Here is a 16,252-nt window from a genome sequence, read left to right on the forward strand (position 1 = left end):
GGTGCCGGGGGCGGCGGGGGTGGCGGTGAGCGGTTCCCAGGCGAGGCGTTGCAGGGCGCGGTCGGGGGCGGGATTCCGGACGGGGCCCGGGGCGGGGCCCGAAGCGGCGACCGGGCGGAGGGTCAGGGCCTCGACGGAGGCGACCGGGGCGCCGGTCGGGTCGGTCAGCTCGACGGCCACCGTGTCGCCGTCCGGGGTCAGCCGGACCCGCAGGGCCCGGGCGCCGGTGCGGTGCAGCCGGACGCCGCGCCAGGAGAAGGGCAGGACGGCCGGTGCGGCCGCGCCGTCCCGGGGCAGGCCGAGGGCCTGGAGGGCCGCGTCGTGCAGGGCCGGGTGGAGGGCGAAGGGGTCGGGGGTGACGGTGGAGGTGGTGTCGGGCAGCGCGACCTCGGCGAAGAGCTCGTCGCCGGAGCGCCAGGCGGCGCGCAGGCCCTGGAAGCTCGGGCCGTACGACAGCCCGGCCTCGGCGGGGCGCCCGTACAGGTCGGTGAGCAGGTCGGTGAGGTCGACGGGCTGCGCGCCGGCGGGCGGCCAGGGGGTGTCCCGGCCGGCCGGGGCCGTCGGTTCCGCCGGCGCCGCCGGGTCGGCGGGGGCCAGGGTGCCGGTGGCGTGCGGGGTCCACCGCTCGTCGGCGGCCGTACCGGTGTCGGCCGCGTCGGCGTCGGGGGTGCGGGCGAAGAGGCTGAAGGCGCGCCGGCCGGTCTCGTCCGGCGGCCGGACGGAGAGCCGCAGCGGCACCGTGCCGCCGTCGGGCACCGCGAGCGGGGCCTGGACCACCAGCTCCTCGACGGCGGGGCAGCCGAGTTCGCCGCCCGCGCGCAGGGCCAGCTCGACGAAGGCGGAGCCGGGCAGGACCGCCGTGCCGCCGATCCGGTGCTCGGCCAGCCACGGCAGGGCGTGGGCGTCCAGCGTGCCGGTGAACACCGTGCCGTCGAGGCCGGGGGCGGCGATGGCGGCGGAGAGCAGCGGGTGGTGCCGGTCGTCGCCCCGCGCGGGGCCGGCCGGCAGCCAGTACCGCAGGCGCTGGAAGGCGTAGGTCGGCAACTCGACCCGGCGGGCGCCCGAACCGGCGTGGACGGCCGTCCAGTCGACGGCGACGCCCCGGACGTGCAGGTCGGCGACGGCCGTGGTGAGGGCCTGCGGCTCCGGCGTGCCGGGGCGCAGCAGCGGGACCGAGGCGCGCTCCCGATCGGTCAGGCAGTCCCGGACCAGGGCGGTGAGCGTGGCGCCGGGGCCGAGCTCGACGAAGGTGGTCGCACCGTCGGCCTCCAGGCGCCGGACGGCGTCCAGGAACCGGACCGGCTCCCGGAGTTGGCGCACCCAGTACTCGGGCGAGCACAGCTCGGCGGCGGTCGCGGCCCGGCCGGTCGCGCCGGAGACGACGGGCAGCGCGGGCTCCCGGAAGGTGAGGTCCTCGGCGACCCGCCGGAACGCGTCGAGCATGCCGTCCATCCGCGGGGAGTGGAAGGCGTGGCTCACCCGCAGCGGCCTGGTGCGGTGACCGGCGGCGGCCAGCCGGGCGAGCAGCTCCTCCAGCGCGTCGGCGTCGCCGGACAGCGCGACCGAGGACGGGCCGTTGACGGCGGCGAGGGCGATCCGGTCGGTGAGCAGCGGCAGGACCTCCTCCTCCGGGGCGTCGACCGCGGCCATCGCCCCGCCGTCCGGCAGCGCCTGCATCAGCCGGCCGCGCGCCGCGACCAGGGCGGCGGCGTCCGGCAGGTCGAGGACGCCCGCCGCGTGGGCGGCCGCGAGTTCGCCGATGGAGTGCCCGGACAGCACGTCCGGCCGTACGCCCCAGGCGGCGAGGCGCCGCAGCAGGGCCACCTGGACGGCGAACAGGGCCGGCTGGGTGTACTCGGTCCGGTCCAGGAGGGCGGCGTCCTCCGTGCCGGGCTCGGCGGCGAGGAGCTCGCCCAGCGGCCGGTCGAGCAGGGGGTCGAAGACCGCGCAGACCTCGTCCAGGACGGCGGCGAACTCGGTGTCGGCGGCGGCGAGTTCACGGCCCATGGCGGGCCGCTGGCTGCCCTGGCCGCTGAACAGGAAGGCCACCCGTCCGCCGCCGGCCCGCCCGGTCGGGGTGCCGGGCGCGGTGCCGTCCTCGGCGAGTCGCGCCAGGGCGGCCAGGCGGTCCGCCCGGTCGGCGCCGAGGACGGCCGCGCGGTGCGGGAGGGCGGCCCGGGTGGTGGCCAGGCTGAGGGCGAGGTCGGCGTCGGGGGTGTCGGGGTGGGCGCGGAGGTGGTCGAGCAGGCGCCCGGCCTGGCCGCGCAGGGCCTGCGGGGTGCGGGCGGACAGCAGCCACGGCGCGGACGCGGGGGTGCCGGCCGAAGCCGGAGCCGAAGCCGGAGCCGGCTCGGTGGCGGAGGCGGCGTCGTCCGGGGCCTGTTCCAGGACGGCGTGGGCGTTGGTGCCGCTGATGCCGAAGGAGGAGACCCCGGCCCGGCGGGGCTCGCCGGTGGCGGGCCAGGGGGTGGGCTCGGTCAGCAGCCGCATCCCGCCGGCGGACCAGTCCACGTGCGGGGTGGGTTCGTCGACGTGCAGGGTGCGCGGCAGGACGCCGTGCCGCATCGCCTGGACCATCTTGATCACGCCGCCGACCCCGGCGGCGGCCTGGGTGTGGCCGAGGTTGGACTTGAGCGAGCCGAGCCACAGCGGCCGGTCCGCGGTGTGCTCGCGGCCGTACGTGTCGAGCAGGGCCTGGGCCTCGATCGGGTCGCCCAGGACGGTGCCGGTGCCGTGCGCCTCGACCGCGTCGACCTGGCCCGCCGTCAGTCCGGCGACGGCGAGCGCCCGGCGGATCACCCGCTGCTGGGCGGGGCCGCTGGGGGCGGTGAGGCCGTTGCTGGCGCCGTCCTGGTTGACGGCGGTGCCGCGCACCACGGCGAGCACGGGGTGGCCGTTGCGGCGGGCGTCGGAGAGCCGCTCGACCAGCAGCACGGCGACGCCCTCGGCCCAGCCGGTGCCGTCGGCGCCGGCGGCGAAGGACTTGCACCGCCCGTCCGGAGCGAGACCGCGCTGGCGGCTGAACTCGACGAAGGGACCGGGCGTCGCCATCACGGTGGCGCCGCCGGCCAGCGCGAGCGAGCACTCGCCGGCCCGCAGCGCCTGGGCGGCCAGGTGCAGGGCGACCAGCGAGGAGGAGCAGGCGGTGTCCACGGTCACCGCGGGCCCTTCGAGGCCCAGGGTGTAGGCGACCCGGCCGGAGGCGACGCTGCCGGCGGTCCCGGCGCCGAGGTAGCCCTCGACGTCCTCGGGGGTGCGCTGCGCCCAGGAGCCGTAGTCGTGGTACATCACGCCGGTGAAGACCCCGGTGTCGCTGCCGCGCATCGCCAGGGGGTCCAGGCCGGCCCGCTCGAACACCTCCCAGGAGACTTCGAGCAGCAGCCGCTGCTGCGGGTCCATGGCGAGGGCCTCGCGCGGGCTGATGCCGAAGAACCCGGCGTCGAAGTCGGCGACGTCGGCCAGGAAGCCGCCGCGGCGGGTGTAGAAGGAGCCGCGCCGGCCGGGTTCGGGGTGGTACAGCCCGTCGATGTCCCAGCCGCGGTCGCGGGGCATGTCGCCGGTGGCGTCCCGGTTGGCCAGGACGAGTTCCCACAGCTCTTCGGGGGTGCTCACCCCGCCGGGGTAGCGGCAGGCCATGCCGACGATCGCGATCGGCTCGTCGGCGAGGCGGGCGTCGAGGCGGGCGGCGGTGCCGGTGGCCCCGGCGGCGGTCTGGTCGGCGGCCTGGTCGGTGGCGCCGAGGAGCAGGTCGCGCAGCCGTACGGCGAGGGCGCCGGGGGTGGGGTGGTCGAACACGGTGGTGGTCGGCAGCCGCAGGTCGGTGGCCGCGCCGAGCCGGTTGCGCAGGTCGACGGCTGCGAGCGAGTCGAAGCCGAGCTCGGAGAACGCGCGGTCGTCGGGGACGTCCTGCGGGGTCCGGTAGCCGAGGACGGCGGCGGTCTCGGCGCGGACCAGCTCGGTCAGTTCGCGCAGCCGTTCGGCCGCGGGGAGGGCGGCGAGCCGCTGGGCGAGGCCGGTCGGGGCCGGGCGCGCCGAGGAGGCCGCGCGGCGCCGCCGGTGCCGGGGGCGGGCCAGGGCGCGCAGCAGCGGCGGCACCGTGTCGCCGTCGAGGCCGTGCGGGTCCAGGTGGAGCGGCGCGGCCAGCGGCTCGGTGCCGGCGAGGGCGGCGTCGAACAGGGCCAGGCCCTCGGCGGCGGGGATCGGCCGCATGCCGAGGGCGGCGAGCCGGCGCCGGGAGGCGTCGTCGACGCCCGCGACCATGCCGGAGGCGCCCTCCCACAGGCCCCAGGTCAGCGACAGGGCGGGCAGTCCGGCGGCGGCCCGGTGCTGGGCGAGAGCGTCCAGGAAGCCGTTGGCGGCGGCGTAGTTGGCCTGGCCGGGGGCGCCGAGGAGGCCGGCGGCGGAGGAGAACAGGACGAAGGCGGCGAGGTTCTGACGTTTCGTCAGTTCATGGAGGTGCCAGGCACCGTCGGCCTTGGGGCGGAGGACGGCGTCGAGGCGTTCGGGGGTGAGGCCGGTGAGGGTGGCGTCGTCGAGGACGCCGGCGGCGTGGACGACGGCGGTCAGCGGGTGCTCGGTGGGGACGGTGGCGAGCAGGGCGGCCAGGGCGTCGCGGTCGCCGGTGTCGCAGGCGGTGACGCTGACGTGGGCGCCGAGCGCGGTGAGTTCGGCGGTGAGGTCGGCGGCGCCGGGGGCGTGGGGGCCGCTGCGGCTGGTGAGCAGCAGGTGGCGCACGCCGTGGGTGGTGACGAGGTGGCGGGCGAGCAGCGCGCCCAGCGATCCGGTGCCGCCGGTGATCAGTACGGTGCCCTCCGGATCCAGCCCGGGCGCGGGCCGGTCGGGGGAGAGGGAGGCGGCGGGGGCGGGTGCCAGCCGGGGGATCAGCAGTCGGCCCTGGCGCAGGGCGACGCTCGGCTCCTGGGGGCCGAGCGCCCGGGCGAGGTCCGCGGGCCAGTCCTCCGGTGCGTCGGTGTCCACGAGGACGATCCGGCCCGGGTGCTCCGACTGGGCGGAGCGCAGCAGGCCCCGGTCGGCGGCGCGCGGCAGGTCGTGGACGTCCTCCTGCGGCCCGACGGCCACCGCACCGCTGGTGACGACGGCGAGGCGGGTGTCGGCGAACCGGTCGTCGGCGAGCCAGGCCTGCACGAGGCCGAGGGTCCGGGCGGTGGACTCGGCCGCCGCCCGGTCGGGCCGGTGCGCGGCCGGGGCGTCGAGGAGCGGGAGCACCAGGGTGTCGGGCGGCGGCGCGGTGGAGCCGAGGGCGTCGGTGAGCAGCCCGGTCCGGCCCGGCGCCGCGAGGGCGTGCGGCTGCGGATCGGTCCAGATCAGGTGGAGCAGCGGTTCGCGCGCGGCGCCCCCGGTGGCGGCGAGCCGGCCGGCGGGCCGCAGCAGCAGCGACTCCACGGTGAGGACGGGCCGGCCGGAGGCGTCGTCGGCCTCCAGGGCCACCGCGCCCGGCCCGGCGGGGGTGAGCCGGACCCGCAGGGTGGTGGCGCCGACGCCGTGCAGGGCGACGCCGCGCCAGTCGAAGGGCAGGCTCGCGCTCTCGGGGGCGCCGGGGAGCGTGCCGAGGCCGAGGGCGTGCAGCGCGGCGTCGAGCAGGGCGGGGTGCAGCCCGTACGCGGCGGCCGCGCCGTCCTGCTCGGCGTCCAGGACGACCTCGGCGAACAGCTCTCCGTCGCGCCGCCAGGCGGCCCGCAGCCCCTGGAAGGCCGGGCCGTAGCGCAGCCCCTCGGCGGCGAGGCGCCGGTACAGGCCGTCCGGGTCGACGGCTTCGGCGCCGGCCGGGGGCCAGGCGGTGAGCGGGGAGCGGGCGGACGGGGAGCCGGCCGACACCGACCCGGAGGCGTGCCTGGTCCAGGGCCGCCCGGGCAGGGCGTCCTCCTCGCGGGCGTACACCTCGACCGCGCGGCGGCCGGCCCGGTCGGGCGCGGCGAGGCGGATCTGCAGGGTCACCGCGCCCTGCGCCGGGACGACCAGCGGCGCGGTGAGGGTGAGTTCGTCGAGGTGGTCGCAGTCCGCCTGTTCGCCGGCCCGCAGGGCGAGTTCGACGAAGGCGGTGCCGGGCAGCAGGACGGTGTCGCCGACGGTGTGGTCGGCCAGCCACGGCTGGGTCCGCAGGTCCAGCCGGCCGGTGAACAGGAACTCCTCGGAGTCGGCGACGACGATGCTGGCGCCGAGCAGCGGGTGGTCGGGGAAGCCGAGCCCGGCCGGGGTGACGTCGAGCCGGTTCCCGGCCGGGGCCTCCAGCCAGTGCCGCTCCCGCTGGAAGGCGTAGGTCGGCAGGTCGACCCGGCGGGCGCCGCCGCCCCGGTGGTACGCCGCCCGGTCGACGGCGGTGCCGCGCGCGTGCAGCCGGCCGAGGGCGGTGGTGACCTCGACGGCCTGGTCGCGGTCCGCGCGCTGGGCGGGGACGGCGGCGGAGCCGGCCTCGGTGAAGCAGGCCTCCGCCATGGGCGTGAGGGCGGCCTCCGGGCCGAGTTCGAGGAAGGTGCGGGTGCCCTGGGCCTCCAGGTGCCGGACGGCGTCGGCGAACCGGACGGGCCGGCGCGCGTTGCGCACCCAGTACTCGGGGGTGCAGAGCTCCGCCCCGGTGGCGGGCTCGCCGGTGACGGTGGAGACGAAGCCGATCCGGGGCGGCCGCGGCTCCAGACCGGCGGCGATCTGCCGGAACTCGGCCAGCATCGGGTCCACCCGGGCCGAGTGGGAGGCGTAACTGACGTTCAGCCGGCGCGTCTTGCGGCCGAGGGCGGTGAAGTGCGCGGCGAGGGCGAGGACGGGCTGCTCGTCGCCGGAGAGGACCACCGCGTCCGGGCTGTTGACCGCGGCGATCTCGGCGCCGTCGGTCAGCAGCGGGCGGACCTCCTCCTCCGAGGCGGCGACCGCGACCATCGCCCCGCCCGGGGCCAGCGCCTGGGTGAGCCGGCCGCGGGCGGCGACCAGGGCGGCGGCGTCCGGCAGGTCGAGGACGCCCGCGACGTGGGCGGCCGCGAGTTCGCCGCCGGAGTGGCCGAGGACGTGGTCGGGCCGTACGCCCCAGGAGGCGAACAGCCGGAACAGCGCCACCTCGACGGCGAACAGCGCGGGCTGGGCGTACGCCTGGCCGGCGAGCGGTGAGGGGCCGCCGGTGGGGGCGTCGAAGACCGCCGGGCGCAGCGGGGCCGGCAGGTGCCGGTCCAGTTCGGCGCAGACGGCGTCGAAGGCCTCCGCGAAGGCCGGGAAGGCCGCGTACAACTCCCTTCCCATGCCCGGGCGTTGGCTTCCCCCGCCGGTGAACATGACGGCCAGGGCGCCGGTGCCGGCCCGCTCGTGCAGCACGCCGGCGGTGGGACGTCCGGCGGCGAAGGCGTCCAGGTCGTGCAGCAGCGGGTCCCGCTCGCGGCCGACCAGGACGGCGCGGTGGTCCAGCGCGGTGCGGGTGGTGAGCAGGGCGTGGCCGACGTCGGTCGGGCCCGGGGCGGGGTCGCGGCGCAGGTGGGCGGCGAGCCGGCCGGCCTGGGCGCGCAGCGCGGGTTCGGTGGCGGCGCTCAGCGTCCACAGGGCGGTGGGCGCCGTGGCCGTCCCGGGGGTGGGGAGGCCGTCGGCGGACGGGGCGTCGGCTGCCGACGGCTGCTGCTCGGGTGCGGGCGGCGGCTCCTCGATGACGGCGTGGGCGTTGGTGCCGCTGAAGCCGAAGGAGGAGACCCCGGCGCGGCGCGGGGTCTCGCGGCGCGGCCACGGCTGCGGCTCGGTGAGCAGTTCCACGGCCCCGGCGGACCAGTCGACGTGCGGGGTGGGTTCGTCGACGTGCAGGGTGCGGGGCAGTTCGCCGTGCCGCATCGCCTGGATCATCTTGATCACGCCGCCGACGCCGGCGGCGGCCTGGGTGTGGCCCAGGTTGGACTTGAGCGAGCCGAGCCGCAGCGGGCGGTCGGCGGCGCGGCCCTGTCCGTAGGTGGCGAGCAGGGCCTGGGCCTCGATCGGGTCGCCGAGGCGGGTGCCGGTGCCGTGGGCCTCGACGGCGTCCACGTCGGCGGGGGTGAGGCCGGCGTCGGCGAGGGCCTGGCGTATCACCCGCCGCTGGGCGGGGCCGTTGGGGGCGGTGAGGCCGTTGCTGGCGCCGTCCTGGTTGACGGCGGTGCCGCGCACCACGGCGAGCACGGGGTGGCCGTTGGCGCGGGCGTCGGAGAGCCGCTCCAGCAGGAGCATGCCGACGCCCTCGGCCCAGCCGGTGCCGTCGGCCGCGGCCGCGAAGGACTTGCAGCGGCCGTCCGAGGACAGGCCCTCCTGGCGGCTGAAGTCGACGAACGGCAGGGGGGAGGCCATCACGGTGGCGCCGCCGGCCAGCGCGAGCGAGCAGTCGCCGTTCCGCAGCGCCTGGGCGGCCAGGTGCAGGGCGACCAGGGAGGAGGAGCAGGCGGTGTCGATGGTGACGGCCGGGCCCTCCAGGCCGAAGGTGTAGGCGACCCGGCCGGAGGCGATGCTGCCCGAGGTGCCGGTGCCGAGGTAGCCCATGACGTCCTCGGGCAGCTCGCGCAGCCGGGCCGCGTAGTCGTGGTACATGATCCCGGCGTAGACGCCGGTCCGGCTGCCGCGCAGGGAGGCCGGGTCGATGCCGGCGTGCTCGAAGACCTCCCAGGAGGTCTCCAGCAGGAGGCGCTGCTGGGGGTCCATGGCCGTCGCCTCGCGCGGGCTGATGCCGAACGGCGCCGGGTCGAAGTCGGCGACGTCGTAGAGGAATCCGCCCGCGTGCGCGGTGCTGGTGCCGGCCGCGTCGTCCGGTCCGCGCAGGGCGTCGAGGTCCCAGTCGCGGTCGGTGGGGAAGGCGGAGACGGCGTCCCGGCCCTGGGCGACGAGCTGCCAGAGCTCGTCGGGTGTGCGGACGCCGCCCGGGTAGCGGCAGGCCATGCCGATGACGGCGATGGGCTCGTGGGCCGCCTCCTCGTTCTCGCGCAGCTTCCTGCGGGTCTGCCGCAGTTCGGCGGTGAGCCGCTTGAGCGAGTCCAGGACCTTCTCGTCGGTGCCCGTCATCAGGCGTCCCCCAGTTCGTCGTCGATGATGGCGAGCAGTTCGTCGATGCCGGCGGCGTCGAGGTCGCCACCGTCCTCGTCCGGGTCCTCGCCGGGTGCGGTCGCGGCCCGGTCGGCGGTGGCCTGCTCCATGGCGGCGAGCAGGGCCTTGAGGCGCAGCCGGACCTGCTCGGCGGCCTCCGGGTCCCCGGCGAGGCCCGGGACCGACTCGCGCAGCCGGTCGAGGTCCGCGAGGGCGGCCTCGGCGGGGCTCGGCGCGGCGGGGACGAGGACGTCCCTGAGGTGCGCGGCGAGCCCGGCGGGCGTCGGGTGGTCGAAGACTGCGGTGGCGGGCAGGCGCACGCCGGTGGCGGCGTCGAGCCGGCCGCGGATCTCCACGGCGGCCAGCGAGTCCAGCCCGGATTCGGTGAACGGCCGGTCCGGGGCGACGGCGCGGGGCGAGCTGTGGCCGAGCACCGTCGCGGTCTGGGTGAGCACGAGGTCGAGCAGCAGGCTCTCCCGCTCGGCGTCGTCCAGCGGGAGCAGCCGCTCGGCGAGCGAGGCGGCGGTCTGCCGGGCGGGGGCGCCGGCGGGGGTGCCGGAGGCGGCGGTACGGGCCCGGGTGGGGCGCACCAGACCGCGCAGGACCGGCGGGAAGTCCGGGTCGCCGGCGCGGGGCTGGAGCAGCGGCAGGTCGAACCGGGCAGGGACGAGCAGGGGTTCGGGCCGCTCGAGGGCGGCGTCGAACAGGGCCAGGCCGGTGTCGGAGGCGATCGCCCCGAACCCGGAGCGGACGATGCGGCCGCGTTCGGCCTCGGTCAGGCCGCCGGCCATTCCGTCGCCGGTCTGGTCCCACAGGCCCCAGGCCAGCGACAGGGCGGGCAGTCCGGCGGCGGCCCGGTGCTGGGCGAGGCCGTCCAGGAAGCCGTTGGCGGAGGCGTAGGCGCCCTGTCCGGCGGAGCCGATGACCCCGGACGCGGAGGAGAACAGGACGAAGGCGGCCAGATTCTGACGCTTCGTCAGTTCGTGGAGGTGCCAGGCGCCGTCGGCCTTGGGGCGGAGGGTGCGGTGGAGGTGTTCGGGGGTGAGGGTGGTGAGGGTGGCGTCGTCGAGGACGCCGGCGGCGTGGACGACGGCGGTCAGCGGGTGGTCGGTGGGGACGGCGGCGAGCAGGGCGGCCAGGGCATCGCGGTCGCCGGTGTCGCAGGCGGTGACGGTGACGTGGGCGCCGGTGGCGCGCAGGTCGGTGGCGAGTTGTTCGGCGCCGGGGGCGTGGGGGCCGCTGCGGCTGGTGAGCAGCAGGTGGCGCACGCCGTGGCTGGTGACGAGGTGGCGGGCGAGCAGCGCGCCCAGCGATCCGGTGCCGCCGGTGATCAGCACGGTGCCCTCCGGATCCAGCCCGGCGGACTCGGCCTGGGCGTCCACCCTGGCGAGCCGGGGGAGGAGCAGGGTGCCGTCCCGCAGGGCCAGTTGGGCCTCGCCGGTGGCCAGGGCGGCGGGCAGGGCATGCCAGGAGGCGTCCTCGTCGTCGAGGTCCGCCAGCACGATCCGGTCGGGGTACTCCGCCTGGGCGGCGCGGACCAGGCCCCAGACGGCGGACTGCGCCGGATCGACGGGCGACTCCGGCGAGGTGGGCCGCTCCGGCGAGGCGGGCGCCCCGGCCGGCGTGCAGGCGGCGGCGTTCCGGGTGAGCAGGGCCAGCCGGCCCCGGGCGGAGCCGCCGTCGGCCAGCCAGGAACGCACCGTGGCGAGCGCCCGCTCCACCGCCGCCAGGGTGGCGGCCGGGCCGGTGGCGCCGTCGGCCGTGACCGGGACGAGGGTGACCTCGGCGTCCCCGGCGTTCGCGGCGTCCCCGGTGTTCCCGGCGTCCCCGGCGTTCGCGTCGGCGGCGAGGCCGGCGAGCGGCGCCGGCGCGGCGCCGTCACCGAGCCAGCGGAGCGTGACCGGCTCCCCGGCGGCGGCGGACGAGCCCGGCACCCAGTCGATCCGGTACAGCGCCCCCGCCGCGTCGGCCTGCCGGGCGTCGAGGTCCCGCGCGTCCGCCCGCCGGGCGGCCAGCCGTTCGACGTCCACCACCGGCTCGCCCCGGTCGTCGGCGATCGCCATGGTGACGGCCTCCGGCCCGGCCGGCGCGAGCCGCACCCGGAGCCGGGTGGACCCGGTGGCGTGCACCCGCACGCCCGACCAGGAGAACGGCACCGCCGCCCCCGAGCCGGAGCCCAGGCCGTCCATCGCGGCCGGGTGCTGGGCGGCGTCCCACAGCGCCGGGTGCAGGGCGAAGGCCTGCGGGTCGGCGCCGTCCGGCAGCGCCACCTCGGCGAACAGCGTGTCGCCGTCGCGCCAGGCGGCGCGCACGCCCCGGAACAGCGGGCCGTAGGCCACCCCCTGGGCGGCGAAGGCCTCGTACAGGCCGTCCACCGGGACGGGTTCGGTGCCGGCGGGCGGCCAGGCGCGCAGATCGTGGCCGGCCGGGGCCGGATCGTCGGCGGCCAGGACGCCGCTCGCGTGCAGGGTCCACGGCGCCGTGCCGGTGGCGTCGTACGGGCGGGCGTAGAGCCGCAGGGCGCGGCCGCCGGCGGTGTCGGAGGGGTCGGACTCCTCGACCAGCAGCTGGAGTTCGGCCTCCTCCTCGGCGCCGAGGACGAGTGGCGCGTGCAGGGTCAGCTCCCGCACCTGCGGGCAGCCGGCGGCCTCGGCGGCCTGCGCCGCCAGCTCGACGTAGAGGGTGCCGGGCACCACGGTGGCGTCGAACAGGCGGTGCTCGGCGAGCCAGGGCGCGGTCTCCGCGGAGAGCCGGCCGGTGCCCACCAGGCGGTCGCTGTCGCCCAGTCGCACCAGGGCGTCGAGCACCGGGTGCCCGCCGCCGCGCGGACCGCGCCGGGGGGCGAAGCCGCGCTGCGGCCAGTAGCGGGTGCGCTGGAAGGCGTACGTCGGCAGCTCCACCGTGCGTGCCCCGCGCCCGGCGAACACCGCCCGCCAGTCCAACGGGAGGCCCTGGACGTGCAGTTCGGCGGCGGCGAGCAGCAGCGCGGCCTCCTGCGGCCGGTCGCGGCGCTGCGCCGGGACGACGGCGCCGCGCCCGGCCAGGCTCTCGGCGGCCATCGGGCTGAGCGCGCCCTGCGGCCCCACCTCGACGAACAGCTCGGCGCCCGCCTCGGCCAGCCCGAGCACGGCGTCGTGGAAGAGCACGGCGTCCCGGACGTGGCGGACCCAGTGGTCAGCCGAGGCCGGTGCCTCGGCGGTCACCGGCCGCCCGGTGAGGGCGGAGACCAGCGGGAGGTGCGGGGCGCGGTAGGTCAGCTTCCGCGCGACCCGCTCGAACTCGGCGAGCATCGGGTCCATCAGCGGGGAGTGGAAGGCGTGGCTGACCCGCAGCCAGGACACCCGGCTCCCGCGTCCGCGCAGCACCTCGACCACCTCGGCCACCGCCGCGCGCTCGCCGGACAGGACGCTCGCCCGCGGGCCGTTGACCGCGGCGACCGCGACCACGCCGCCCCGGCCCGAGAGCAGGTCGGCGAGCTCGGAGGGCGCCGCCTCGACCGCGGCCATCGCGCCGCCGGCCGGCAGCGCCTGCATCAACCGGCCCCGGGCGGCGACCAGTTCGGCCGCGTCGGCGAGCGAGAGCACGCCCGCCACGTGTGCGGCCGCGAGCTCCCCGACCGAGTGCCCGGCCAGCTGGTCCGGGACGACGCCCCAGGACTCCAGCAGCCGGAACAGCGCCACCTCGAAGGCGAACAGCGCGGGCTGGGCGTACTCCGTCCGGTCGATCAGCTCCTGCGCCCGCTCGTCCCCCGGTCCGGCGAGGACGACCTCGCGCAGCGGGCGCTCCGCCGCCGGGTCCAGGTGCGGTTCGAGGGCGGCGCAGACCGTGTCGAAGGCGTCGGCGAAGACCGGGTACCCCTGGTGCAGCTCGCGCCCCATGCCGACGGACTGGCTGCCCTGGCCGGCGAACAGGAACGCCGTCCGAGGCCCGTCGCCGGCCTGCCCGCGCACCACCCCGGCGGTGTCCCGGTCCTCGTGCAGCGCGGTGAGCGCGGCCAGCGCGCGCGGACGGTCCTCGGCCAGGACGACGGCGCGGTGCCGCAGGGCGGCGCGGGTGGTGGCGAGCGACCAGGCCACGTCCAGCGGGCCGGCCTCGGGGTGCGCCGTCAGGTGCTCGGCCAGCCGCAGCGCCTGGTCGCGCAGCGCCTCCGGGCTGCGGGCGGACAGCGTCCAGGGCACCACCCGGTGGTCCGGCGCGGCGGGCGGGGCCTGCGGCTTGACGGCCGGGGGCTCGACGGTCGGGGGTTCGACGGCCTGCGGCTCGACGGTCGGCGGTTCCTCGATGACGACGTGCGCGTTGGTACCGCTGATCCCGAAGGAGGACACCCCGCCGCGCCGGGGGCGGGCGGTGCGCGGCCACGCGTGGGCCTCGTCGAGCAGCCGCACCGCCCCGCTCGACCAGTCGACGTGCGGGGTCGGCTCGGTCAGGTGCAGGGTCTTCGGCAGCCGTTCGTGCCGCAGCGCCTCGACCAGCTTGATGATGCCCGCCAGGCCCGAAGCGGCCTGGGTGTGGCCGAGGTTGGACTTGAGCGAGCCCAGCAGCAGCGGCCGTTCGGCCGGACGCCGGGCGCCGTACGTGGCGAGCAGCGCCTGGGCCTCGATCGGGTCGCCGAGCCGGGTGCCGGTGCCGTGGGCCTCCACCGCGTCCACGTCGTCGGGGGTCAGACCGGCGTCCGCGAGGGCGCGGCGGATCACCCGCTCCTGGGCCGGGCCGTTGGGCGCGGTCAGGCCGTTGCTGGCGCCGTCGGAGTTGATGGCGGAGCCGCGCACCACGGCCAGCACCCGGTGGCCCTTGCGCCGGGCGTCGGACAGCCGCTCCACCAGCAGGACGGCCACGCCCTCGCTCCAGCTGGTGCCGTCCGCGTCGGCGGAGAAGGAGCGGCATCGGCCGCTGGGGGAGAGCACCCGCTGCCGGTTGAACTCGGTGAACAGCAGCGGACTGGTCATCAGGGTGACGCCGCCCACCAGCGCCAGGTCGCAGTCCCCGCGCCGCAGCGCCTGGCCGGCCCAGTGCAGCGCCACCAGGGAGGAGGAGCAGGCGGTGTCGACGGTGACCGCCGGCCCGCCGAAGCCGAAGGCGTACGCCAGGCGCCCGGACAGCACGCTGGCGGTGTTGCCCGTCCCGATGTACCCCTCCAGGTCCTCCTTGCCGGTGGCCAGCACCCGGGGGTAGTCCTGGCCGTTGGTGCCGACGAAGACGCCGACCGGGCCGCCGGCGGCGGTGGCCACCGGGTCGATGCCGCCCCGCTCGAAGGCCTCCCAGGAGGTCTCCAGCAGCAGGCGCTGCTGCGGGTCCATGGCGAGGGCCTCGCGCGGGGAGATCCCGAAGAAGGCGGCGTCGAAGTCGGCGACGGTGTCGATGAAGCCGCCCTGGCGGGCGTAGGTGGTGCCGGGCCGGTCGGGGTCGGGGTGGTAGAGGCCGGCGAAGTCCCAGCCGCGGTCGGTGGGGAAGTCGCCGATGACGTCCGCCCCGGTCTCCAGGACCTCCCAGAGCTGCTCCGGGGAGCGGACGTCGCCGGGGAAGCGGCAGGCCATCGCGACGATCGCGAGCGGTTCGGCGGGGTCGCCGGCGGGCCCCGACGGGGTGTCGGCGCCCTCGCCGGCCGCCGCGCCGGTGAGGGCGAGGACGTGGTCGACGACGGCCCGGGGGGTGGGGTGGTCGAACACCAGGGTCGCGGTGAGCCGCAGCCCGGTCGCCGCGCCGAGCCGGTTGCGCAGCTGGACGGCGGTGAGCGAGTCGAGCCCGAGCTCCTGGAAGCGCTGGTCGGTGCCGATCGCCCGGGCGTCGGCGTGGCCGAGCACGGCGGCGATCTCGGTGCGCACCAGGTCGAGCAGGTACTCCCGGCGGGCGGCCGGTTCGAGGTCCGGCAGGGTGCTGTCGGGCGCCCGGGTGGGGGCGGGGGCGGGTCGGTCGGGCCGCGCTGAGGCGGGCAGAGTGAGCACCGCCTGGCCCGCGTGCCGGGCCCGGCCCAGGTGCTCGAAGGCCTCGGCGGCCTGCCGGACGTCCCAGCCGGGGACGGTGGGCGCGGGCAGCGTGCCGTCCGCGAACAGGGCGGCCAGCTCGCCGAGGACGGCCCGCAGGCGGTCCGGGCCGGCGTCCGCGAGGTCGGCGACCAGGTAGCGCACGCCCGGGTGGTCGGCGGCGACCCGCCCGGGGTCGCGCCGGTCGGTCCGTCCGGTCTCCACGAAGCGGCCGCCGTGCGGCAGCAGCCGCAGCGAGGCGTCGGTGAACTCCCCGGCGAGGCAGTTCAGGACGACGTCGGCGCCGCGTCCGCCGGTGGCGGCGAGCAGCTCCGGCGCGAAGCCGGGAGCGGCCGAGGAGGCGAGGTGTTCCTCCGGCAGGTCCAGCGCCCGCAGCGCCGCCCGGTGCTCGGGCAGGTCGGTGGCGAGGACTCTCGCGCCCAGGTGGCGGGCCAGGTGGACGGCGGCCAGGCCGGTGCCGCCGCTCGCGGCGTGCACCAGGACCGTCTCGCCGGAGCGGAGCCCGGCGAGCCCGACCAGGGCATGGTGGGCGGTCAGGTGGGCGAGCGGCGCGGCGGCGCCCTGCGCGAAGGTCCAGCCGGCCGGGAGGGCGCAGGTCAACCGGTGGTCGGTGACCGCGACCGGGCCGGCGGCGCCGGCCGGGAACAGGCCCATCACCCGGTCGCCCGCGGCGAGTCCGCCGACCTCGGCGCCGACCTCCAGGACCACGCCCGCCGCCTCCAGCCCCAGCCCGCCGCCGGTCTCGCCGTGCAGGGCCAGGCCGAGGCCGACCAGGACGTCCCCGAAGTGCAGGCCGACGGCGCGGACGGCGACCCTGATCTCGCCCGGTCCGAGCGGGAGGTGCGCCTCGGGGGCCGGCACCGGGGCGAGGGTGGCGAGGTCGCCGGGCTCGGTGACGGCGAGCCGCCAGGCCGCCTCGGGCCCGCCGGGGGCCGCCGCGGTCGCGGCCGGCTCGGTGGCCGGGGCCGTCGGGGCGGGGTCGTCGGCGGGCAGCCAGTAGCGGCTGCGCCGGAAGGCGTAGGTGGGGAGGTCGACGCGCCGGGCCGGGCCGAAGTAGCGGTCGGGGTCCAGCCGGGCGCCGCCCGCCACCGCCTCGGCGACGGCCTCGGCGAACCGGTCCGGCGTCCCGTGGTCGCGGTGCAGCGAGGCGACGACGACGGCCTCGGTGCCGGCCTCCTCGACGGTCTCCTGGAGGGCCTGGGTGAGCACGGGGTGCGGACCGCACTCGATGAACAGGTCGA

Annotated in this window: 1 protein-coding gene and 1 pseudogene (1 of these 2 running past the window's edge); both read right to left on the reverse strand. The window is 78.2% G+C overall.

What is annotated here, in order from left to right:
• Positions 1–9,012: pseudogene (locus ACFWP2_RS35835) on the reverse strand (type I polyketide synthase); the annotation flags it as partial.
• Positions 9,009–16,252 carry the 3' portion of a type I polyketide synthase gene (locus tag ACFWP2_RS35840; protein ID WP_380459601.1) on the reverse strand. 2,674 nt of this gene lie beyond the right edge of the window, so the window shows 7,244 of its 9,918 coding nt (coding positions 2,675–9,918); its start codon lies beyond the right edge, outside the window — the gene reads right to left on this strand; it ends in the stop codon at positions 9,009–9,011. The pseudogene ACFWP2_RS35835 and the gene ACFWP2_RS35840, both read right to left, overlap by 4 nt.

Origin of the sequence: Kitasatospora sp. NPDC058444, assembly GCF_042721415.1 — a bacterium.
Classification (GTDB): Bacteria; Actinomycetota; Actinomycetes; order Streptomycetales; family Streptomycetaceae; genus Kitasatospora.